At 45.7% G+C, this 23,063-nt stretch carries 14 protein-coding genes; 3 read left to right on the top strand and 11 right to left on the bottom strand.

Features of this window, described 5'->3' with window-relative positions:
- Window positions 1–187 precede the first annotated feature (187 nt).
- The 6 genes from GO493_RS29735 to GO493_RS29710 form a co-directional block, all read right to left on the bottom strand.
- Entirely contained in the window at window positions 188–2,725 is a 2,538-nt protein-coding gene (locus GO493_RS29735) for a DNA gyrase/topoisomerase IV subunit A (RefSeq protein ID WP_157309883.1), read from the bottom strand.
- Between the two features lie 4 nt (window positions 2,726–2,729).
- Window positions 2,730–3,128: a hypothetical protein gene (locus GO493_RS29730; RefSeq protein WP_157309882.1), complete on the bottom strand. Its 399-nt coding sequence runs from the start codon at window positions 3,126–3,128 to the stop codon at window positions 2,730–2,732.
- 3 nt (window positions 3,129–3,131) lie between these two features.
- Entirely contained in the window at window positions 3,132–3,977 is an 846-nt protein-coding gene (locus tag GO493_RS29725) for a DUF1835 domain-containing protein (protein WP_157309881.1), read from the bottom strand.
- Between the two features lie 56 nt (window positions 3,978–4,033).
- Complete coding sequence (locus tag GO493_RS29720) at window positions 4,034–5,926, bottom strand: DNA topoisomerase IV subunit B (RefSeq protein ID WP_157309880.1); 1,893 nt, start codon at window positions 5,924–5,926, stop codon at window positions 4,034–4,036.
- Window positions 5,927–6,881: 955 nt separating this feature from the next.
- A complete protein-coding gene (locus GO493_RS29715; RefSeq protein ID WP_232539160.1) occupies window positions 6,882–7,514 on the bottom strand; it encodes a response regulator transcription factor in 633 nt (210 codons plus the stop codon).
- 109 nt (window positions 7,515–7,623) lie between these two features.
- Window positions 7,624–10,833 (bottom strand): ligand-binding sensor domain-containing protein, encoded by a 3,210-nt coding sequence (locus GO493_RS29710; RefSeq protein WP_198315867.1) that lies wholly within the window; start codon window positions 10,831–10,833, stop codon window positions 7,624–7,626.
- Between the two features lie 141 nt (window positions 10,834–10,974).
- Between GO493_RS29710 and GO493_RS29705 the strand changes: the two genes are divergently transcribed.
- The 3 genes from GO493_RS29705 to GO493_RS30935 all read left to right on the top strand — a co-directional run bounded on the left by GO493_RS29705 (window position 10,975) and on the right by GO493_RS30935 (window position 15,594).
- Complete coding sequence (locus GO493_RS29705; protein ID WP_157309877.1) at window positions 10,975–12,039, top strand: beta propeller repeat protein; 1,065 nt, start codon at window positions 10,975–10,977, stop codon at window positions 12,037–12,039.
- A 224-nt stretch (window positions 12,040–12,263) separates the two neighbouring features.
- Entirely contained in the window at window positions 12,264–14,654 is a 2,391-nt protein-coding gene (locus GO493_RS29700; protein ID WP_157309876.1) for a glycoside hydrolase family 31 protein, read from the top strand.
- A gap of 544 nt (window positions 14,655–15,198) precedes the next feature.
- A complete protein-coding gene (locus GO493_RS30935) occupies window positions 15,199–15,594 on the top strand; it encodes a KGG domain-containing protein (protein ID WP_198315866.1) in 396 nt (131 codons plus the stop codon).
- A gap of 108 nt (window positions 15,595–15,702) precedes the next feature.
- Here GO493_RS30935 and GO493_RS29690 read toward each other — a convergent pair whose 3' ends face one another.
- The 5 genes from GO493_RS29690 to rimO all read right to left on the bottom strand — a co-directional run bounded on the left by GO493_RS29690 (window position 15,703) and on the right by rimO (window position 22,843).
- Window positions 15,703–16,317 carry a toxin-antitoxin system YwqK family antitoxin gene (locus GO493_RS29690; protein WP_157309875.1) on the bottom strand — a complete coding sequence of 205 codons (615 nt, stop codon included), beginning with the start codon at window positions 16,315–16,317 and terminating at the stop codon, window positions 15,703–15,705.
- A gap of 105 nt (window positions 16,318–16,422) precedes the next feature.
- Window positions 16,423–17,322, bottom strand: a complete 900-nt coding sequence (locus tag GO493_RS29685; RefSeq protein WP_157309874.1) for a DUF4382 domain-containing protein — start codon at window positions 17,320–17,322, stop codon at window positions 16,423–16,425.
- A gap of 256 nt (window positions 17,323–17,578) precedes the next feature.
- Window positions 17,579–19,513, bottom strand: coding sequence for a 1,4-alpha-glucan branching protein GlgB (gene glgB, locus GO493_RS29680; RefSeq protein WP_157309873.1), 1,935 nt, complete (start codon window positions 19,511–19,513; stop codon window positions 17,579–17,581).
- A gap of 177 nt (window positions 19,514–19,690) precedes the next feature.
- Window positions 19,691–21,421, bottom strand: a complete 1,731-nt coding sequence (locus tag GO493_RS29675; RefSeq protein WP_157309872.1) for a DEAD/DEAH box helicase — start codon at window positions 21,419–21,421, stop codon at window positions 19,691–19,693.
- Between the two features lie 114 nt (window positions 21,422–21,535).
- Window positions 21,536–22,843: a 30S ribosomal protein S12 methylthiotransferase RimO gene (gene rimO / locus GO493_RS29670; RefSeq protein ID WP_157309871.1), complete on the bottom strand. Its 1,308-nt coding sequence runs from the start codon at window positions 22,841–22,843 to the stop codon at window positions 21,536–21,538.
- Window positions 22,844–23,063: the final 220 nt, after the last annotated feature.

Raw genomic sequence — 23,063 nt, 5'->3', positions numbered from 1 at the left:
ATTTACCTTAGGCTTCCTTCAGATTCCTCCTCACGAAGGACACCCTTGCCATCGGTTAACGCTTCCCACTATCAAGGCGCGTTCGGGACTTACACCCTAGAGTTTGCGCCCGTGCCGGGCGCACCATAAAAAAAGGCTTTTACCTTCGGTAAAAGCCTTTTTTTATGCGACTTAATTATCTGAGTAATTAAAATAACTCACCCTGAACCCCATCATCACCATCCGGTTCTTCCTCATCTATAGCCAGTTCAGCACTGATCAGCTCATCACCTGCAATTCTTGTTCCCACTGTCCTGTAACCGGTTACTTCCACAAATTCTGCGAGATTCACTTCCTCTTCCTCCGGATTACGTTTTTTACCGGTTTTCAATAACACTATCGGGTCAGCGTGAGTAGTAACCATCTCCAGGTAGTTGCCTGCTCCTTCCTTAATGAAAAGGAACTTATTATTCAGTGTCTGCGTTTCCACTTTGAAACGTTTGGCATTGAACTGTTTCTTATCGGCATCATAGTAAATGGCAGATACGATCTTTTCCGGGTTGAATTTCTCTATATAGACCAGTTCATTGGGATCGTAGCGATTGGTAAGCTCAAAGTTGGTAAGCTCATAGGTACCGTTCTTGAATGCAACAAATACCTTGTCTTCACCATCAAAAGAACCAATGTAGATACCGCGCTCTTCTGTGTTGAGACGGCCTACTGTATCATCATACCAGATCTTCTGACCTGAGAGGGTAGATACGCCTTTCTCCTTGAACTTCACGTTGCGGATCGGGTATTTTGTTACCTGGTTACCCATTGAGTTACGGCCTTTGATAGCGATAGTCTCAAAATAAAGATCAAATTCCTTGTTCCTGGCCGCACAATTTGGGCTCAGGCGTATGCTCACCACTTCCGCTTCCCCGTTAGGATTGGCTGAGAAGTAGTGTACTTTGGAATTCTTTTCCCCTTTCACGGTGAGGTCATATTCTTTATCGCGGGTAATACCTGTTACGTTGAAGCGTTTGGCAAAGCTCATTCCGGTCTTGCCGTCCACATAGATCATGTTGTAGGTAGTACGTTCATCGTTCTTGCGGAACACGTCTATGTGAATGATATCTTTACCTACGAAGGTCTTATCAGATACTTTGGTAACCAGCATTTTACCATCCCTTCTGAATATGATGATGTTATCGAGGTCAGAGCAGTCTGCTACAAACTCGTCTTTCTTCAGGGAGGTACCGATGAAGCCATCAGCCCTGTTTACATAGATCTTGGTGTTAGCCATAGCCACCTGCTGTACCTGAATGGTATCGAAGGTTTTGATCTCTGTCTGACGCTCACGGCCTTTACCGTATTTCTTCAGCAGGTTTTCGTAATAGGCTACGGTGAAGTCTACCAGGTTAGCCAGGTCATATTTCACCTGTTTGATATCAGCTTCAATGCCTTTGATCTGTTCATTCAGTTCGTTGATATCCAGTCTGTAGATGCGGCGTACCGGCTTTTCGGTCAGCTTGAGGATATCTTCCCGGGTGATCTCTCTTTTCAGGCTTTTCTTATAGGGCGCAAAGCCTTTATCTATCGCTACTATTACGGCTTCCCAGTCTTTGTGCTTCTGTTCCAGCTCCTTGTAAATACCTTTTTCGAAGAAGATCTTTTCCAGGGAGGTGTAATGCCATTTATCCTGCAGTTCTGCCAGCTTTATTTCCAGCTCTTTTTTCAGGAGCTCGCGGGTAAAATCGGTAGAGTATCGCAGCAGGTCGGAAGCTGAGATAAACCTTGGTTTATCATCAACGATCACGCAGGCGTTGGGAGAGATAGATATCTCACAGTCTGTGAAAGCGTACAGGGCATCGATGGTAATGTCTGGAGAGATACCAGGCGCCAGCTGTACTTCTATTTCAACGTCCTTGGCGGTATTGTCTACCACCTTTTTGATTTTGATCTTACCAGTGTCATTGGCTTTAACGATAGATTCCATTAAAGCGGTAGTGGTAACACCATAGGGCACATCCTTTATCAGCAATGTCTTCTTGTCTTTCTCCTCTATATGTGCTCTTACGCGTACTTTACCACCACGTTTGCCGTCATTATAGTTGGCAACGTCCACCATACCTCCGGTGCTGAAATCAGGGTAAAGCTCGAATTTCTTACCCCTGAGATATTTGATGGAGGCGTCTATAAGTTCTATGAAGTTGTGCGGTAATATTTTGGTAGAAAGGCCCACGGCAATACCGTCAGCTCCCTGTGCAAGCACCAGCGGGAACTTCATGGGCAGGGCCAGTGGTTCGTTCTTTCTGCCGTCATAGCTGAGCTGCCATGTGGTGGTTTTAGGATTGAAGGCCACCTCCAGTGCAAACTTTGAGAGACGGGCCTCAATGTAGCGGGGTGCAGCTGCATCGTCGCCGGTGCGTACATCTCCCCAGTTACCCTGGGTCTCGATCATGAGGTCTTTCTGTCCCAGGTTCACGATAGCGTCTCCGATGGAGGCGTCACCATGGGGGTGGAACTGCATTGTAGAACCTATTACGTTGGCTACTTTGTTAAAACGGCCGTCATCAAGTTCTTTCATGGCATGCAGTATGCGGCGTTGTACGGGTTTAAGACCGTCTTCAACGGCGGGCACCGCACGCTCAAGGATCACATAGGACGCATAATCCAGGAACCAGCTTTCATACATTCCCCCGATGTGGGTAATGTTATGTAAAGAATCGTCTGTTGGTTGTGTATTATCGATGTCGCTCATAATATTATTTGTTGATCATCTTTTCAAATTCATCTCTCCATATCCTGATGCTGTCTCTGCGCACATCTTCTATGGAGTTCAGTTCTATAAAGCAGCAGTCAGTGACGGCTATGACCTGGTGCCAGACATTAACCGGCACTTCGATCCTGGCGGGTGCTTTTGCATAGACTGTCTCTATTTTTTTACCATCCAGTGCGCACCAGTCTAACTGTACTTCGCCTGTGAACAGGAACAGTATTTCGGGATTCTTGTAATCACTTTTCCCTTCATGATAATGCTGTCCGCTGCTGCTACCGGCCTTACGGGTACAGAACATAAAACCGCCGCTCCGGTTAGTGGACCATCCGTAGTTGCTGCCCCGTTCATCTTCTCCTATAAGGTCGAGTGGCGTTATTTTGATCATGATCTATTCTGCTATCTGTTTTACTTCAAAATCCCTGATGGTTTTCAGTTCTCCCCTGCTTTCCAGTTTCCCCTGTTTGATCAGCTCTTTGAGTCTCCATCCAAGGAAGAGGTCCATTACAGGATATTTCAGCTTACCGGTTACCAGCCCTACTACCTTATTAGCCTTCTGAAATTCTGCAGTAGCTGCCTGTACCAGTTCTTTATCATAGAATACTGCAGGTTCTCCTTTCAGCTTTTTACCGCCTTCAAGCAATCGCACACCGGCGTTCTCGTTCATCAGGCGGCTCCATTCATCTCCGTCCAGCTCAAATTCTGCGAGGGAGATAGGTCTTGCCAGCTTCCTTGCTTTCAGGAATTCCTTAGGCAGGATCTGGTGCAGGTGTGTAGGGTAGAATACGCTGCCTTTATCGTTCAGGAAGGGCAGGTTGTTCAGGTAAATGATCTGGATACGGCCGGAAAAATCGTACAGCTGGCTTACCAGCCAGTAGTATCCACATACATCCCTGGCATTCTGACCGGCCCATATCCATACCTGGAGCTCCGGTTCAGCTTTAAGACGGGCTTTCAGCTGACGGAATTTCTCCTGGTCCACATATTCTTCTTCGGTTGCGGGCGGTGCAGGCGTTTCCGTTGTTTCTGCCGCTACCGGCGCCTGTATGCCGGACAGCTGCATCCACCATTGTTTACGGGCTGCCTGCCCGTCTTTGGTGTCTAATATGAACAGGGGACCTACTGAGAGGTCGTCCTCAAAATATATCATGTCTCCTTTCAGCTGCTCATCCAGATCAAATGCGTCGCTAAGGGTAGCAACGGATGATTCACCGAAAACGATATGCACTAGTTCCATTGGTTCTTTAAAATATTCTTGAATTAATCAGCTGCACGTTGTTCTTGATCAGTTTCTCATTCCGGTACCAGGTCTTTTTCATAGCGCAGGTTACCGATGATGAACTCCTGTCTTGACTGAGTATTCTTACCCATATAGTATTCCAGCAATTTCTGGATATGTGTGTCCTGTGAAAGAATAACCGGTTCTACCTTCATATCATCGCTGATGAAAGTACCGAATTCTTCAGGCGAGATCTCTCCCAGACCTTTAAAGCGGGTGATCTCCGGTTTGCCGCCCAGCTTTTTGATGGCTTTCTGTCTTTCTTCATCGTTGTAGCAGTAAATGGTCTCCTGTTTATTACGTACACGGAACAACGGCGTTTCAAGGATGTACAGGTGACCGTTCTTTACCAGGTCAGGAAAGAACTGCAGGAAGAAAGTAAGGAGCAGCAGGCGGATGTGCATACCATCCACGTCAGCATCTGTAGCTACAACAATCCTGTTGTAACGCAGGCCTTCCAGTCCTTCTTCAATGTTGAGGGCATGTTGCAAGAGGTTGAACTCCTCATTCTCGTACACGATCTTCTTGGTAAGGCCGAAGCTGTTCAGGGGTTTACCCCTGAGGCTGAATACCGCCTGTGTTTCCACATTGCGGGATTTGGTGATGGAACCGCTCGCTGAGTCACCTTCCGTAATGAAGATGGTGGTGTTCAGTCGCTTGGTTTCCAGGTCATTTTTCTCTTTGCCGGTAAACTCGTCACTCAGGTGGATCCTGCAGTCACGCAGTTTGCGGTTGTGCAGGTTAGCCTTTTTGGCGCGTTCATTAGCCAGTTTTTTAATACCGGCCAGTTCCTTACGCTCTCTTTCGCTCTGTTCAATACGCTTTTTCAGCGCTTCTGCCGTAGAAGGGTTCTTATGCAGGAAATCGTCCAGTTGCTTTGAAAGGAACTCCAGCACGAAGGCTTTCATGGAAGGACCGTTCTCATACACTGTCAGAGAGCCCAGTTTGGTTTTGGTCTGAGATTCAAATACAGGTTCCTGTACCCTTACAGAGATGGCGGCGCAGATAGAGGCGCGGATATCAGTAGCGTCATAGTCCTTTTTAAAGAAATCACGCACTGTTTTTACGAATGCTTCACGGAAGGCTGCCAGGTGGGTACCGCCCTGTGTGGTATGCTGACCGTTCACGAAGGAGTAGTACTCTTCACCGTACTGGTTTTCATGGGTGATGGCTACTTCAATATCCTCTCCTTTCAGATGGATAATAGGGTAACGCAGTTCATCCTGATTGGTTTTACGTTGCAGCAGGTCCAGGAGGCCATTCCTGGAAACATACTTCTTGTCGTTGAAGTTGATGACCAGTCCGGCATTCAGGAAACAGTAGTTCCAGATCTGGTTTTCTAGGAATTCCGGGATGTAACGGTAATTCCTGAAGATAGTATCGTCGGGGATAAAGGTAACAAGTGTACCATTTTCCTCTTTGGTAGGCCCTTCTTTATGTTCTTTGGTCAGTACCCCTCTTTCAAACTCAGCCACTTTTGAACGACCGTCACGAACAGATTCTACGCGGAAGTAATTAGACAATGCGTTCACTGCTTTGGTACCCACACCGTTCAGACCTACTGACTTCTGGAATGCCTTGCTATCGTATTTGGCGCCTGTATTGATCTTGCTCACTACATCCACTACTTTTCCCAGGGGAATACCACGGCCAAAGTCGCGAATGGTAACACTGTGTTCCGTTACCTTAATATCCACCTGTTTACCGAAGCCCATGGTGTGTTCATCAATACAGTTATCTACCACCTCTTTCAACAGTATATAAATACCATCGTCCATACTTGAACCGTCGCCCAGTTTACCAATATACATACCCGGACGCAGGCGGATGTGCTCACGCCAGTCGAGCGACCGGATCGAATCTTCGGTATAGGCGGCAAAAAGATCTTTCTTATCCGTAGTAGCCATAATTATATAATAGTTCCAATTTACAGTTTAATAGTGGTGAATCAGTCTGTGGCCCTGCTGGCTGAACTGAAACACCGGAAGCGAATTTACTAAATCTTTTAGCAAAATCCGGTTGCGGGCAAAAATAAGCGTTTCAGGGAATCATCCCAAGTACAAGTTATGCAGATGGCGCATCAGTTTGAGTTTCTTTATGAGGCTCAACGTAAAACTGTGCAAAAAAATCACTTTCGCCGGAGGTAAAAGCGATTCTTCTGTAGAAGTCTTTTTACACCGTGCCCGGCTATAAAGAACTGCATTTTTTGCTGTTTTTGCCTGAATTATATCCCGGAAAAAAGGTATTTTCTGCTTCTAACACGAAAATTAGACTGAAAATAAATACAATGTATAGTTTATATTTCTATATTTACAAAGTCGTCTTTTTGAATTAAAAACCTTATACCAAAGTCCTAATCTATGAAAACTATCAGCTTCATTTTACTAATTGCGGTACTAGCTTTTGTACTGATTATTACTTTCCTCGTAAAAAGGGAACAAAGGTCTATGAGTCGTCTGAGCAATAACCTCATCAAACTGGTCCAGAAATTTGATTCCTGGCAGATGATGCGTTAATGCGGAGGGGACACACACATTATTTTTAACAAGATATTTATATCCTATGAAAGCCGGTCTGTTATTTAAATTGGCCTGTCTGTTAATTGCGTCTATAGTATTGATAGCGCATTTTGTACGGAAGGCATTGGAAAGACTGGGCAGAGCAGATGCCCAGTCAGCACGGTCCTGAAACAGCTTTGAAGTTTTATTGAATTAAAAAAGGAGCCTGTATCAAAAGTGCGATACAGGCTCTTTTTATTCAGGTACCTGATGGAGTCGGGTAGTCATTTAAGCGATCCTCAGCGCTTATTTTTACTTTTGAGTTTTCCTCCTTTTTATTTGGTGCTGATCAAACCGGAAATCACTACCGGTTGTAATATTTATTCACTGCGTCAGTACGGCTACGCACGTGTAATTTTTCGTAGATGTTATGTACGTGCCTTCTTACTGTTTCTATGCTGATAAACAGGTTGCTGGCAATCTCTTTATACAGGAATCCTTTGGAGAGCTGGTCCAGTATCTCTTTTTCCCTTGAAGTGAGCGCTTCCAGTGCAGGGTTTGGTTTTGCCTGTTTCTGGAAATAGGCCACTACCCTTCTGGCTATCTGAGAACTCATTGGAGAACCGCCTTCATGCAGGTCTCTGATAGCTTCCAGCAACTCGCCCGGAGGGGTCTTTTTAAGGATATAACCGCTGGCACCGGCTTCCAGCGCCTGGAAGATCTTATCGTCATCCTCGTAAACAGTAAGCATCATGAAATGCATATCCGGGTATTCCGCTTTTAAACGGGCAATGCATTCAATACCATTCATTCCTCCCGGCAGGTTAAAATCCATAAGCACTACATTCGGCAATAAATTGGGTATCTGTTCGACCGCTGTTTCAGCATTATTGAAGGCTCCTATACAGGCATACCCTTCTGAGCCGTTAATCAACAATTCCATGGCTGTACGGATATCATGGTTGTCTTCAACGATCGCCACAGAAATAATATCCATGTTATCCTGAGATTTCTTTTTTGAGTATACAGTCATTTAATATCAGTTGTTATGTTTCAAAGAGGTCAACACTATTGACACACGTTGCATGTGATTCTACAAATCTATGCTAAATTAACGGTATATCTAGTAAAACTATCGTACCGTTATGAGAGGTGATATCCGCCTGTCCTCCTACAGCCTGCATCCGCTTCTGTATATTCTTTAAACCGTTTCCGAACAATCTTACTTTCTCCTGATCAAATCCTTTACCATTATCTTTTATCATAATGGTCATATTTTTATGCATCTCAATTTGTATTACTACTTCTGATGCCTGCGCATGTTTTACCACGTTGTGCAGCGATTCCTTTACAGCCAGGTAAATGTTACGCCTGGTCCCTCCGCTCAGCTTAATATTCGGAATAGTTTCCGGAATATAGAACTGGTGGGTGATATGCGCATGCTCCAGGAAATCAGCCGCAAAGCTGCGCATATAGGCGATAAGGTTTTCCAGGGAATCGTTGGAGGAGTTCATAGCCCATATGATCTCACTCATTTTATCCACCAGTTCTCCTGCCGCTTCTGAGATACGTTCCAGTTCTTTTGTCTGTGAAGTATCCTGGATCTTGCGTTTTGCAATTTCACTCAGCAAGCGGATGGTAGACAGTCCTGAACCAAGATCGTCATGCATATCGCTGGAAATACGGGCTCTCTCCTGGTCTACCGCCTGCTCTTTTTCCAGTTTCAGTTTTTCATGCCTGATCTTATAGTCAAGGTACAAGGTAGAAAAATAATAAGCAACTCCTAACAGTAATAAAAGCAACAAAAACCTGAACCAAAGCGATTGCCAGAATGGAATTCTGATCACGATCTCCAGTGAGGTAGGTGTTGCATTCCATATATCATCATTATTGGAAGCCCGTACATTGAATGTATAAGTCCCCGGGCGGAGGTTGGTATACCTTGCCATGCGGAACGCTCCCGCCTGAACCCAGTCCTCATCTGCACCGTCCAGTTTATACTGTACCTTGTTCTTCAGAGGGTTAGTATATTCCAGCGGTACAAACTCGATAGCGATAGTGTTATGATTATAAGGCAGTTCTATCCGTTTCAGTAAGGAAAGGGCCGTATCCGACTCATAAGGTTTATCCAGCACTTCCATACGCATGATCACGACCTTGGGCTTGGAGGGATTGTTCTTGAAATCTCTCGGGTAAAAACCGTTAGAGCCACGTATGCCTCCGAAAAAGAGCTCTCCGTCAACAGATTTGAAGAAAGCACCTGTGTTAAACTCGTTGGATTGCAGGCCATCTTCATAGTTGAACGTAGTGATCTCATCTTTGGCAGGATTGATCTGGGACAGCCCTTTATTATGGCTCACCCATATCCAGTCCTTATCGTCCAGCAAAACTCCGTACAGGTAATCGTTGATAAGCGAAGGATAGTCGTAGCTGTTGTAATGTTTTTTACGATTGTTGTTCTGGTCCAGGACGAACAATCCTTTAGAGGTAGCCAGCAGCAGGTCTTTCCCTGCGCTTTTAATAATAGACTTAACGATAGTGCCGGGTGGCAGGATTATCTTTTCCCAGCGGGTGCTCTCCACCCTTTTCACATAAGCCGCCACTTTGGTGCCCACATATTTATTGCCGAGCAGGTCTTCGTAGTAAGTAGTGAGGATCTCGTCAGGAAACTCGTGAACAATAGCTACTTTATAACGGTTATCCTGCGGAGTGATCTGCAGGAGATAACGGCCATAGTTGAAGTAGACCTCGCCACTGGTGCGTTTGAACAAAAAGGGATAGCCGTTATCCTGTTCCGGCAGGCCCAGTGCTGTCATGTATTTTGTAAGGTCTTCGTATTTCTTGGTATGCACGTTGAACAAGCCGATGTGCATCCCGAGGAAGTGGAACCAGAGGTGCTCAAAATCTTCACGGCAAATAGCGTTCAGGTTGCGGGAAGGGAAGATACTCTTCTGATTATCTCCGGGAATACGTTCCAGGAACTTGCCTCCTTTCTCATAGATGTCCAGTCCGTCGTTCAGCAAGCCAACATACAGTTTGCCGTCGTCATGCTTATATACAGCCCTTACCATGTTATGCGTGGTAAAGGAAGAACGGTAAAGGTTAAAGACCTTTTTATTGGGAGAGTATTTTTTGATGCCGTCTCCATCGGTGCCTACCCACATATTGTCTGACACATCACGGTACAGGTAGGCCACTACGTTCCAGGAACGGGCTTCAGACCCGTTGAAGCTGACAATGCGGTTGACGATCTCGTTGCGTTTCACGTTGTAGACCATGACCCCGTCGGTGCCTCCTATCCAGACGTTACCGTTATGGTCCTGTTCCAGGCAGAGGGGGAAGAAGGTAGCATCTTTCGGATCACGCTGATCGAAGGAAAGGTCTGTGTACCTGTTCTGTTTCTTGTTGAAGACTATTACGTGCCCCCTGCTGGCTATGATCAGGGAATCTTTATTCAAATTCTTTAAAACGGGGTCGGAGGTGATGCCTGGCAGGCAATAGGACGTGAGTTTCATGGTCCTTGTGTCCATTGCCAGCAATTCTCCCGGTTCGAAGTTCATCCAGATAATGTTCCCGTCCTTATATACGGCTTTGGCGTGGATCCCCCGCTTTAACATGGGTAACGGATAGAGGATCACCCTTTTTTTGGCGAAGGTGCTGTTGTCCAGTACATAGAGCCCTTTTGCCGGTCGCCAGACCCAGAGGTTATGATGTACAGTATCTTCCCCCAGGATCCTGAACTTATGGCCGTTATCGCGTTCGTTATTGTCTTCGTAGGTGGTGTCTTCCAGCACTGTTTCGAAGGAGTTCTTGTATTCGTCGTACAGGCTGATGCCATAGTTGTGCGTTACCATTAACTGGTGACGGCTGTTACGGTAGAGAGAGTAGCCTTTGTAGCCCTGTAGCGCGAAGCGGTTGATCAGTGCGCGGCCACCGTTATTGTTCCGGATAACCAGGCTGCCTTTCCCCTGGCCGGCGCGTTCTTTCAGACTGGGATTGAAGCGGTATTCGTTGAAGCCGTAGCCATCGAAGCGGTTAATACCGTCATGCGTGGCTATCCACATAAATCCCTGGTTATCTTCCAGTATATCGTAAACGGAATTCTGGGACAGGCCTTCATTGACCCCGTAGGAATCAAATAAATAGGGCTTATCCTGTGCCTGCAACACAGCATACGATAAGGTGCATAGGAAAGTCAGTAATATGGTCCTCGTTATCTGCGCCGCCGTTTGCAATGCTTTTAAACTGATTATGGAGGTTAGAAAAATACTGAGTTCACGTAACGCAGTGCTTGCAAATATATAAATCTGTATCACACTTTCTAATGATTTTGTAATTTTCTTGGAAGAAGCGGTTCTTTTGTTAATGTGTAAGTTTTTGAGAGTGCAGGCACAGGGAAGGAAATCGCTCAAAAAAAGCGATTTTTTAACGCTTAAGAATTAAAAAGAAATCATTAAATGAAAAATATGTTCAAAAAAGGAATACTCTTCAGCCTGGTCTTATTGACTTATTTAAACGCCCGGGCGCAGTCCTGGCAGATCAGACTGACCGATCCTCCTCCTATTGCCAGTATCAGGGGAATGAGCGTGGTGAATGACTCTGTGCTATGGGTATCCGGAACAGGCGGCAAGGCTGGGGTAACTACAGACGCCGGCGCCCACTGGAAATGGGTGACGGTGCCAGGGCATGACAGCTGCGACTGGCGATCGCTGATGGCATTCAGCGATAAGCGGGCCCTGCTTTTAAATGCGGGAGAGCCGGCATTTATGATGCTGACCACAGATGGAGGTGACAGCTGGCAGGAAGTGTACCATAATGATACGAAAGGGATATTCTTTGATGGCATTGCTTTTAGAAATGCTGCAGAGGGTATTGCAGCAGGCGATCCCATCAATGGTAAGTTCATGATCATACAAACAAAGGATAGCGGCCGTACCTGGCAGTTGCAGGAAGATGCATGGCGACCGGCAGCAGCAGATGGAGAAGCGATCTTTGCCGCCAGCAATTCAAGTGTGAAGAGAACCGGGAACGGGAACGGATGTTTTATTACCGGCGGAAAAACAAGCCGCTTTTTCATCGGATGGAGTGACTGGAAATCTGTTAACTGGCCTATACTGAGCGGCGGTGCGGGAACAGGCGCATTTTCTATTGCTTTCAGAGGGAAGAACGCTGTTGTTGCAGGCGGGGATTATATGAATGATACTCTCGCCAGACTCAACTGTGTATATACAACAAACGGGGGAAAGAACTGGCAGTTACCTGTTGTTTCTCCTGCAGGATTCCGTTCCTGCGTACAATATATTTCAGATAAACTGTTGATTGCAACAGGTACATCGGGAACAGATATTTCGGAAGACGGCGGACTTCACTGGCGTAATATCAGCAAAACAGGATTTCATGTGGCAGGTGTATCTCCCGATGGTAAAAGGGTGTGGCTGGCGGGTAGCAGGAAGATGGGGATGATCGATATAGTTCCCTCACAGGAAAGGGGTGCTGCAAAAAGCACCCCCGGGAAAAAATAGGTCAAAACAAAAAGTACATTTACTATGAAGATACTGAGTCTACACGTTTGTTGTATTGATATTTTAGCCAATGTGTTAATTTTACAGGTAAACGATGGTGAAACAGCCCTCATCGTAAAACAATGTTAAAACAATATTTTTTGAGTAATTTGTCCTACAACAGGGAAAGGGAGGCCGTCTGATATTTACACCCAACAAACGGCCCGGAATCTTAAAAGCGATCTATGCAAGTAACAACCTCATCAGGAAAGTATTCAGTCAAACACTATCCTGATACTATCAGAGAATGGAAAAAGGAAGGTAACTACTTCTATTTTTATACATCAGAAACCATCCTTGAAGTAAGGATCATCTCAGATAAAATTATCCGTTTCCGCTATGCTGCCGACGGCAAATTTCAAAGAGACTTTTCGTATGCAGTGAGTGACAGAATGGAAGAATCGCCGGTTAATTTCGGCCTGCATGAATTTGAAGAAAACTTTGAAGTATATACAGACGTCCTGCGTATCTACATATCCCGTGATGACCTCCGCCTTACCATTACAGATGCTGAAGGCCGCATCATTAACCAGGATGAGCTGGGCTTTCACTGGCAGTATTATCTGCAGAAAGGCGGCAAGATCATTTATTGCAGTAAACAGATACAGGAAGACGAATGCTTCTTCGGTATGGGAGATAAACCTACCGATCTGAACCTGCATGGTAAGCGGCTGGAAAACTTTGGTACGGATGCGTACGGTTTTCAGAAAGATACTGACCCGTTATACCGCAATATTCCTTTCTATTATGGCTTACACCGTGGAATTGCATATGGCATTTTCTTCGATAATACCTTCCGCACTATCTTCGATTTCGGGAAAGAAAGAGAGAATGTGACCAGCTTCTGGGCAAGAGGCGGAGAAATGAATTATTACTTTATCTATGGGCCCGAACTTATGAGCGTGGCACAGGGATATACCCGCATTACCGGTACTGCAGAGCTGCCACCATTGTGGGCTTTAGGTTATCAGCAATGCCGGTGGAGCTATTATCCTGATAAAAGAGTGAAAGAAATTGCGGCTGAGTTCAGGAAGAGGCAGATACCCTGCGATGTGATACACCTGGACATAGATTATATGGAAGGTTTCCGTTGTTTCACCTGGAGCAAGGAAGGATTCCCTGAACCTGCCGGCCTGATCAAAGAATTGGGAGAACAGGGTTTTAAGGTAGTAGTGATCATTGATCCGGGTATCAAGGTAGATCCGGACTACAATATCTATCAGCAGGGCATACAGCATGAATATTTCTGTAAGCGTGCAGACGGTGCGCTGATGGAAGGCGATGTGTGGCCGGGTAAATGTGTGTTCCCTGATTACACTAACCCGGAGGTACGTAAATGGTGGGCAGGCCTGTTCAAAGAGCTGGCAGAGACGGGTGTCAGAGGTGTGTGGAATGATATGAACGAACCTGCAGTATTTGAAATGGGCACCTTCCCGGAAGATGTGCGTCATGATTATGATGGCGAAGCTGTGAGTCACCGGAAAGCGCATAATATTTACGGTCACCTGATGAGTAAAGCTACAGAGGCTGGTCTGAGAAAGTACCTCATGCCTAACAGGCCTTTTGTAATAGCCCGTTCTGTGTATGCCGGCGCTCAGCGCTGGACATCAGTATGGACGGGGGATAACGTATCCAGCTGGGACCATTTGTGGCTGGCGTCTGTACAGTGTCAGCGCCTGTCTGTTTCAGGTATTTCCTTTGCCGGCAGTGATATTGGCGGTTTTATCGGGGAGCCTGACGGAGAGTTGTATGTACGCTGGATACAGCTGGCGGTATTCCATCCGCTGATGCGTACACACTCTGCAAGTAATGAGACAGGATTTAACCAGGAGCCGTGGAGCTTTGGTGCAGAATATGAGGCCGTGGCCAAGAAGTTTATACAGCTGCGTTATCATCTGCTGCCTTATATCTATACTACATTCTGGCAGTACAGCAGATATGGTACTCCAATGCTACGCCCGCTGGCATTTGTGGCGCAACAGGATAAGCAAACGTACGATCGTACGCATGAGTTCATGATGGGAGATTCGTTGCTGATAAGCCATGTATCTGCACCTGGTATGAAAGAGAAGGAAGTCTATCTGCCGGAAGGAAAATGGTATTACTACTGGAATGATCAGTTGTATACCGGTGGACAAACCATCAAAGTAGCAACACCTCTGGATGAGATGCCGTTATTTGTAAAGGCAGGCGTGGTATTGCCGCATTATCCATCCATACAGCATGTGGAAGAGAGGAATACAGAAGAGATGATCCTGCATGTTTATTATGGAGAGCAGCCTGAAAGCAGCTACCTGTATGAAGATGCCGGAGATCATTATGGTTACAGGAATGGTCAGTATAACGAAATACGTTTTAAGCAGGTATCGGAGAAGCAACGTTTTGTGCTGAGGAAAAAATTCTTCGGTAATTATAGTGCGGCTTATAAGAGACATCATATACACGTACATGGGTTGCCGTTCAAACCTAAAGAATACATTATTGATGGTGTGGCAACGAAAATCACAGCTGCGGGTACCGGTAGTGTTGTGAAGATAATGGCTGACAGAAAATTTGAGATGCTTATTATCAGATAAAACTATACATTTTCCTGAATTTATAAACCCAAATTCCTCCGGGAATTTGGGTTTTGTTTTGTTTTGTTTTAAACCCTAAAAAAAAGGGCACTTTAGATTGAGATCTTAGTGCCTTTTCATAACCTATGCCAACTTTAGAGTTATTCAAAAATAGGACGTTATAACATATACTCAAAATGAGAAGTAAGCTATTTTTAAAATGAACAAAATGAACAAAACCCAAGTCAGTGAACGCTCCCCGAATTGTTAATAAGAAGTTATAGAATGAGTATTTTGTTCTCCACATGAACATTTTTTAACATCTGATTTGCATTCTACTCGTCTTAATAGTTTTTTAAGTGCAGGTGTGTTCATATGCTACAGTTTGTTAACCATACTCCACGTTTTTTACTGCATTCTTAATTGGAACGCATCTTTCTCCCCTTGTAAAACAATTGGTTATGTGTGGACGGCATAATAGTTGTGCCTTCTTAGGGCGAAATAGTTCTCACTATGTGACAGTTAAACGGAACCCATTTTTTAAACCTTTCAAAAATTCATTCTTATGGCTGTAGAAATCAGTAATCAGTTTACTCAGGAGCAGGAAAAACTGGAAAGGGAAAACTTCCATCCTGAACATTCTCAGGAGCAGCATTCGGAAACCCATTCCGGGCACAAACAGGCAAACCCCGGGGAAAAAACTACTACCAGTAGGAAAGATAAAAGAGGGTTTGCATCAATGGATGCGCAGATGCAGCGTGCTATTGCAAGTAAAGGCGGACGTGCGGCCCATGCTCAGGGTGTGGCTCATGAATTTAACTCTGCCGAAGCCCGGGAGGCTGGGCGTAAAGGCGGTGTGGCTGTGAGCAGGAACAGGCAACATATGGCTGAAATAGGGAAGAAAGGCGGTGAAGCTGCCCATAATAAGAGGAAAAAGGACAGTACCAGCTCAACCATATAAGTTATTGCTTTTCACTTTTTTAGGGAAGAATAGCCTGCAGCTGGCTAAGCTCCTTCCGGGAGGAAGGCCGTAATCAGTTGCAGGCTATTAAATGTTATCAATAAAAAATTACCCTTTCTTTTTCTGATGAGGCAATGAAGGCGGTGCGGGTGGCTGTGTTGCAGGTTTCTTTTTATCTTTTTCTGGCGCTACCGGTTTATGCGTATATGCTTCATATTCCTCCTGGGAAACGGATTCTCCATGTTTATAATATTCCTTACTCATCTGCCCTTCTTCATCATATACTTTCCAGATACCTGTCCGTAATGCCGTAGCAGTACGTTTAATCTCTTCAAAACGCTCCTCTCCTGTTACGGGGTCAATCACCCTGTAGCTCTCTATACGTTCATCCAGATCTACAGCCTGCCAAGAGCCTTCAGCACTAACCATTCCGTTGGAATAGAAGTAACGGCACCGCCCGTTCAGAATACCACGTTTAAAAGTCTCTTCTGCAATGATACCGCCGGACAATGCGTATTTCTTCCATACACCTTCCTTCAGGTTATCTATATAAGTTCCTTCCCAACTATATCCGGGCTCACCTTTCACTTCAGGCATTTCTTCCTGCCATTCACCCTGTTTACGTTGCTGTGCATCCACACGGTTCTCTTTTACTACTACCATCTGAGAAAAGGCTGCCAGCATAGAGAACTGCAGCATGGAAAATACTATCAATCTTTTCATAGGAACAATTTGCGCAAAAGTATATATAAAAAGGAGCCGGTGCAAGCGTTGCACCGGCCCCGGGAATGTCGTCGGTTCTGAATTAATACCTATGTCCTTTAACCGTTACTTCGTCAGTTTGATCAGATCTACGCTGGTCTCTTTGCCTCTTTCTACTGTAATGCCTGTGATGGTTGTATCCTTATAACCATTGGATGCGTTCACAAACAGGCTGTAAGTACCTGCTTTCAGGCCTCTCAGCTTGTAACGTCCGTCTCTCCATGGTAATGCATACGCAGTGTCCTGACCGTTGTAAACAGTTACCACAGGATATGCATCATAAGGTGTTACTTTACCGGAAATGCTGCCTGTCTGTTTAACTGTAAACACGTGAATTACAGGACGAAGAATAAACTGGCCGTTACGGGTCTGAATAATGGAACGATCTACGTCAAAGTCCAGCCAGAGGCGGAAATTGCCGGATTCAAACTCTTCCCATTCGCTATTACGCACCTGTATTACAAGGCGCACCTGTCCTCCAAGAGCTTTCAGCGGATAAGTAACACTGTCTTTAACAAGTGAGTTGTTATCACCCAGGGTGATAATGATCTTCTTCACTTTACCTTTAGGCACTATACCATCGCCCAGTAAAGTGTCGGTACCATTGCGCAGCGACAGGATATCATACACGCCGGCACGGATCCCGAGAGAATCCCATACCTGACAGGAATCCCTGTTGTCCTGATGATCTTCCCACCACCAGCAACGGTTATAATCGTTTCCCCAGTCGCGGTCATCATCGCCATCAGAAGCTGTACAGGTATCTACCAGTACTTCTACCTTTCTGATGTCCAGGAAAACGTTGTCAAAATAGCCGGGATTGTCGGCAATGTAGATGTTGAGGCGCTGCTCATTTGCGCCGGGAGCCCGGGAGCCGGACTCGTCTTTTGTGCATGAATGAATGATCACAGCCAGCAGTACAAGTGTGGCTAGTCCCCATCCGGTTTTTCGGAGATAGGTCTTCATAAAAAGAATGGTTTTGGTTAAGTAAAAAATCCAGGCTACTGCTGTTAGTAGCTCAGGATTTTAGATGGTAAAAATAAACAAAAGTTTAACAGAGTAAGGAAAAGTTATATATGAAGGCAGGGGTGATTAAGGATCATTATGTTAGGAGTGAGTCTTGATACCTGTTGCTCAAAAAAAAGACTTTTGCCTTCGGCAAAAGTCTTTTTTTTGAGAGGGGTCTGCGCCCGGCTATTTCTTTTGAGAGAGAATTTTAACTTCAGACCTTAGCCAGAATAGTGGCGCCTAATGGAGGAATACGTAACTGTATACGATGAGATTTCCCGTTGTAGGATTCTTCTTTAGCTTCAATTTCACCAGTGTTGATCACTCCGCTGCCAAAGAAGCGCTTATCATCGCTATTGAGTATCTCTTTCCAGGAGCCGTTTCCATCTATCCCCAATATGTAATTCTCCCGCGCAACAGGGGTCATATTCAGCACAACCAGTATATCTTCCTGCGCTGTCATTCCCTTGCGCATATAAGCCACTACACACTGTTCATGATCATTCAGGCTTACCCATTCAAAACCGTAGTATTCAAACTGCTTAATGTATAATGCCGGTGTTGAGGTATACAGATGATTCAGTTCTTTTACAAACTGTTTCAGTCCCTGGTGAGAAACATACTGCATCAGATGCCAATCCAGCTCTGAGCGGAAATTCCATTCTGATGTCTGTCCAAACTCATCTCCCATAAACAACAGTTTAGTACCGGGATGAGTGAACATATAGCTGTACATAAGCCGGAGATTAGCCAGTTTCTGCCAGTCATCGCCGGGCATTTTGTAGAGCATGGGAGATTTGCCATGCACCACTTCATCATGACTAAGCGGCAGCATGAAATTCTCGGAAAAGGCATATGCTATACTGAAAGTAAGCTGGTCCTGGTGCCATTTACGATGGTAAGGGTCCCTCTTGAAATAAGCCAGCGTATCGTTCATCCATCCCATCATCCATTTCATGCCAAATCCCAGTCCACCCATAAAGGTTGGTCTGCTTACTCCGTAGAAGGAAGTGGATTCTTCTGCGATGGTCTGTACATCCGGGAAAAGGGAATAGATGGTTTCGTTCATATGTTTCAGGAAGGAGATAGCTTCCAGGTTCTCTTCTCCACCGTGCTCATTAGGTTCCCAGGCGCCGGTTTCGCGGGAGTAGTTGAGGTGTATCATGGAGGCTACGGCATCGACGCGCAGACCATCTATATGAAATTTATCCAGCCAGAAGACAGCGTTGCTGAGCAGGAAAGACCTGACTTCGTTCCGTGCATAGTTGAAGATATAGCTGTTCCAGTCCGGGTGGTACCCTTTACGCATATCCGCATATTCGTATACGTGAGAGCCGTCGAAACGGAACAGTCCGTGGGAATCGTATGGGAAATGGGAAGGTACCCAATCCAGGATCACGCCTATGCCGGCAGCGTGGAAGCTGTCTACGAAGGACATGAAGTCCTGCGGTGTGCCGTAACGGGAAGTGGGTGCGTAATACCCGGTGCCCTGGTAACCCCAGGAGCCGTCAAACGGGTGTTCCATTACCGGCATCAGTTCTACATGCGTGAAGCCCATGTCTTTTACATAAGGGATCAGCATGTCCGCAATTTCTTTATAGCTATAGAAGATCTCGTGATTGTTCTTATCCGGCCGGCGCCAGGAGCCCAGGTGTACTTCGTATACAGAGAACGGGGCGGACAGGCTGTTATGTGCTTTGCGGCTTTCCATCCACTTCTGGTCTTTCCACTGGTAATCCAGCTTCCAGGCGATAGAAGCTGTTTTAGGGCGCAGTTCCCAGTAATTGGCATAGGGATCGCCTTTCCAGAGTTCTTCTCCCTGGGCAGAGCGGATGAAGTATTTATAACATTCTCCCAGGGTTACACCCGCTACAAAACCTTCCCATATTCCTGAATGGTCCCAGCGGGGGAATAAGGTGTGTTGCTGGGCGTCCCAGTTATTGAAATTGCCGGCAACGGCTACGTAAGCAGCATTGGGTGCCCATACAGCGAAGTAAGTGCCGGGGATGCCTTCATATTCAACGCTGTGTGCGCCGAATTTGTCGTACAGGTGAGCGTGTGTACCTTGCTGGAATAATTCTACATCTTTTCCAGAGAATAAGGTGAAGGGGTGAACGGGTGGTAATGTCGGCTTTTTTTCTGCTGTCATAATATATGGAAGATACAGAAAAATAGTGCCAAAATATTGCGTAAAAAAAACCGCTTTTGCCTTTATCTCTGGCAGACCATAGGTCTGTCACTATCTCTCAAAAAAAAAACGCTTTTGCCTTAGGCAAAAGCGTTTTTTATAAAGAAGCTTAACCGGTCATTAGCCGGTTAAGATATTTTAATACCTTTTCTTAAAAGTAGGGCGACCACCGGTACCTCCTGTATTGCCAGCACCGCCTTCCCAGCGTCTACGGCCTTCAGGACGGCTACCACCACCACCACCGGAGCGGCGCTTATCGCCATCCTGTGACATTTCAATCCTTACACTACGCCCATTATATTCAGCCTTCTTGAACGTTTGCTGGAATTTCTCCACTACATCGTTCTCTACTTCGAAGAAGGAATATACGCCTTTCAGGTCTATACGTCCTATTTTGTTACCACGTACGCCACTGGTATCGCAGAGATAACGCAGCATATCGCCACGGGTGAAATCATCTACAGAGCCCAGGTTAATGAAGAGGCGGGTAAATTTACTATTGCTGCTTCTGCGGTCACCACCTTCAAACGAACGTTTTTCTTCTTTCACGTTCAGATCAGGTGCATCCTGGTAGTATTCCAGGAACTGGTTAAATTCCAGGGAAGCGAAGCGTTTGATGATATCTTCCTTGGTCATGGACGCAAACTCCTCGTATATACGTTCCAGGTAAGGTTCAATCTGTTCTTCGTTTACGGTAACGTTATGTACTTTATGTACGAGACCAAACAGTTGTTTTTCACAAACAGCAAAGCCATCCGGAACATCTACTTTGGTAAATTTCTTACCGATCACCCTTTCAATCTGGCGGATCTTTCCTATATCACGGCCGCTGATGATAGCGATGGAAACACCTGATTTACCGGCACGGGCTGTACGGCCGCTACGGTGAGTATAGTTTTCCACGTCATCAGGCAGTTCGTAGTTGATCACGTGTGTAACGTTATCCACATCAATACCGCGGGCCGCAACGTCTGTCGCTACCAGTACCTGCAGGGATTTCTCGCGGAAGCGTTTCATCACTTTATCACGCTGTTGCTGGGTAAGGTCGCCATGCAGGGCATCTGCATTGTAACCGTCCCTGATCAGGGATTCAGCTATTTCCTGAGATTCTATCTTGGTACGGGTAAAGATGATACCGAAGATCTCAGGGTTAAAGTCAACGATGCGTTTCAGCGCAGCGTATTTTTCACGTGGGCGTACCACATAATATTCATGCTCGATGTTGGCGTTACCGCTGTTCTTGTTGCCTACAGTCAGTTCAAAAGGATCTGTCATGTATTTCTGGGCAATGCGGCGTACTTCCTGGGGCATGGTGGCAGAGAACAACCAGGTGGTTTTCTCTTCCGGTGTATTGGACAATATATTGTTGATGTCTTCCTGGAAGCCCATGTTCAGCATTTCGTCAGCTTCGTCCAGTACAGCATAGCGTACGTTGGAGAAGTTAACTGCTTTACGGTCGATGATATCGAGCAAACGACCGGGGGTTGCTACTACGATGTGCACACCTCTTTTCAGTTCACGCAGCTGCTGTACGATGCTGGAACCACCATATACGGCAACGATGCTTACGTCACCCAGATGCTTGCTGAAGTTCTTCAGGTCGTTGGTGATCTGTAAACATAATTCGCGGGTGGGGCACAACACCAGTCCCTGGGGATGACGTTGTTTTACATCTATCTGCTGAAGCAGAGGCAGGCCAAATGCTGCCGTTTTCCCTGTACCCGTCTGGGCAAGACCTACAAAATCCCTGTCACCGCCTAACAGAACAGGAATAGCTTTTTCCTGTATGGGTGTGGGCGCAATGAATCCCAGGTCCTGGATTCCTTTTAAAATCGGCTCCTGTAAGCCTAACGTTTCAAATGTAGTCATTGATTTGCTTTGATCAGGCTCCGTCGGGAGCCCTGGTATACTATATCAGCTATATTAACTGATTAATTTCTGAATTATTATTAATGCTGGTTAACATTATATTATCAACCCGGTTTAAACCAGCTCTGCTTCCAGGTCGTAATCATATGCTTTGGTTATCCGTACTTCTACGAATTCACCAGGTTTGAGGCGTTTGGTGGTGTTGATGATCACCTCATTATCTACCTCTACTGAGTCGAACTCCGTACGTGCAAGATAGCGGCCGGATTCTTTTTTATCTACCAGCACCCGGAAGATCTTACCAATTTTCTCCTGGTTCTTCTCATAAGAGATCTCCTGCTGTACTTCCATGATCTCCTGCGCCCTGCGTTCTTTCTCTTCAGCGGGGATATTATCTTCCAGTTCGTAAGCGCTGGTGCCTTCTTCGTGGCTGTAGGTGAATACGCCTACCCTGTCGAAACGCATTTTTTCGAGGAAGGTTTTGAGTTCTTCCACATCATCCAGTGTTTCTCCGGGGAAGCCGGTAATAAGTGTAGTACGAAGGCAGATGCCTGGTACTTTTTCACGGATGGCCGTTACCAGTTCTTCCATTTCAACGCGGGTTATCTGGCGTTTCATGGCTTTAAGCATATTGTCTGCTGCATGTTGCAGCGGCATATCTATATACTTGCAGATATTTGGAAATTCATTCATGGCATCCAGCACTTCCATGGGGAATTTGTGCGGATAAGCATAATGAAGGCGGATCCATTCCAGTCCTTTCACACCGGCCAGTGCCCTCATCAGGTCTGCCAGACGGCGTTGCTTATAAAGGTCCAGGCCATAATAGGTCAGTTCCTGAGCAATGAGCATGATCTCTTTCACACCGGAATTAACCAGTTTTTCTGCTTCTGCCACTATCTGTTCGATGGGTCTTGATACGTGACTACCTCTCATAAGAGGGATAGCGCAGAAAGAACAGGTGCGGTTGCAACCTTCTGCTATCTTGAGATAGGCATAATGGGTGGGGGTGCTGAGCAAACGCTCTCCTACTAGTTCTGCTTTATAATCTGCATCGAATTTTTTAAGGATCAGGGGAAGTTCCATTGTTCCGAACCAGGCGTCTACGCCGGGGATCTCTGATTCCAGGTCTCCGCGGTATCTTTCGCTGAGGCAACCTGTCACATATACCTTTTCCAGCTTACCGCGCTGTTTCAGCTCCAGCTGTTCAAGGATCGTGTTGATAGATTCCTCTTTGGCCTTGTCTATAAACCCGCAGGTATTTACGACTACGATGTTGTGATCTTTTTTACCACTTTCATGCACGACATCAATCTCATTGGCCAGTAACTGACCACTGAGCACTTCTGAGTCAACCATGTTCTTTGAACATCCAAGCGTAATTATATTAACCTTATCTTTCTTTAAAGTTTTTGTCTTCAAGCGCGAATATTTACTTACCGCCACGAAGACATCCAGACACGAATTGAGAAGAACAGCAGACTTACTGTTTAGTGACTATGAGCCTTAGTGGGGGTTATTAAAATAAAGAATTGCAAAGGTAATTAAATAATTACGAATTATCAACCCTCCCGTGAGAGAGGCTCAGTTTAAATGTTTTTATTATATGGAGGGAGCACTTCTTTGAGAAGTACCGTGGTGC

Source organism: Chitinophaga tropicalis, from assembly GCF_009758205.1.
Classification (GTDB): Bacteria; Bacteroidota; Bacteroidia; order Chitinophagales; family Chitinophagaceae; genus Chitinophaga; species Chitinophaga tropicalis.
The sequence above is the reverse complement of the archived record's forward strand: the minus strand, read 5'-3'. Positions and strand labels throughout refer to the sequence as shown.

Excerpts from the sequence above, each read along its gene's own strand:
- GO493_RS29735 (WP_157309883.1), bottom strand. The coding sequence starts at position 2,725 with ATGAGCGACATCGATAATACACAACCAACAGACGATTCTTTACATAAC.
- GO493_RS29730 (WP_157309882.1), bottom strand. The coding sequence starts at position 3,128 with ATGATCAAAATAACGCCACTCGACCTTATAGGAGAAGATGAACGGGGC.
- GO493_RS29725 (WP_157309881.1), bottom strand. The coding sequence starts at position 3,977 with ATGGAACTAGTGCATATCGTTTTCGGTGAATCATCCGTTGCTACCCTT.
- GO493_RS29720 (WP_157309880.1), bottom strand. The coding sequence starts at position 5,926 with ATGGCTACTACGGATAAGAAAGATCTTTTTGCCGCCTATACCGAAGAT.
- GO493_RS29715 (WP_232539160.1), bottom strand. The coding sequence starts at position 7,514 with ATGGATATTATTTCTGTGGCGATCGTTGAAGACAACCATGATATCCGT.
- GO493_RS29705 (WP_157309877.1), top strand. The coding sequence starts at position 10,975 with ATGAAAAATATGTTCAAAAAAGGAATACTCTTCAGCCTGGTCTTATTG.
- GO493_RS29700 (WP_157309876.1), top strand. The coding sequence starts at position 12,264 with ATGCAAGTAACAACCTCATCAGGAAAGTATTCAGTCAAACACTATCCT.
- GO493_RS30935 (WP_198315866.1), top strand. The coding sequence starts at position 15,199 with ATGGCTGTAGAAATCAGTAATCAGTTTACTCAGGAGCAGGAAAAACTG.
- GO493_RS29690 (WP_157309875.1), bottom strand. The coding sequence starts at position 16,317 with ATGAAAAGATTGATAGTATTTTCCATGCTGCAGTTCTCTATGCTGGCA.
- GO493_RS29685 (WP_157309874.1), bottom strand. The coding sequence starts at position 17,322 with ATGAAGACCTATCTCCGAAAAACCGGATGGGGACTAGCCACACTTGTA.
- glgB (WP_157309873.1), bottom strand. The coding sequence starts at position 19,513 with ATGACAGCAGAAAAAAAGCCGACATTACCACCCGTTCACCCCTTCACC.
- GO493_RS29675 (WP_157309872.1), bottom strand. The coding sequence starts at position 21,421 with ATGACTACATTTGAAACGTTAGGCTTACAGGAGCCGATTTTAAAAGGA.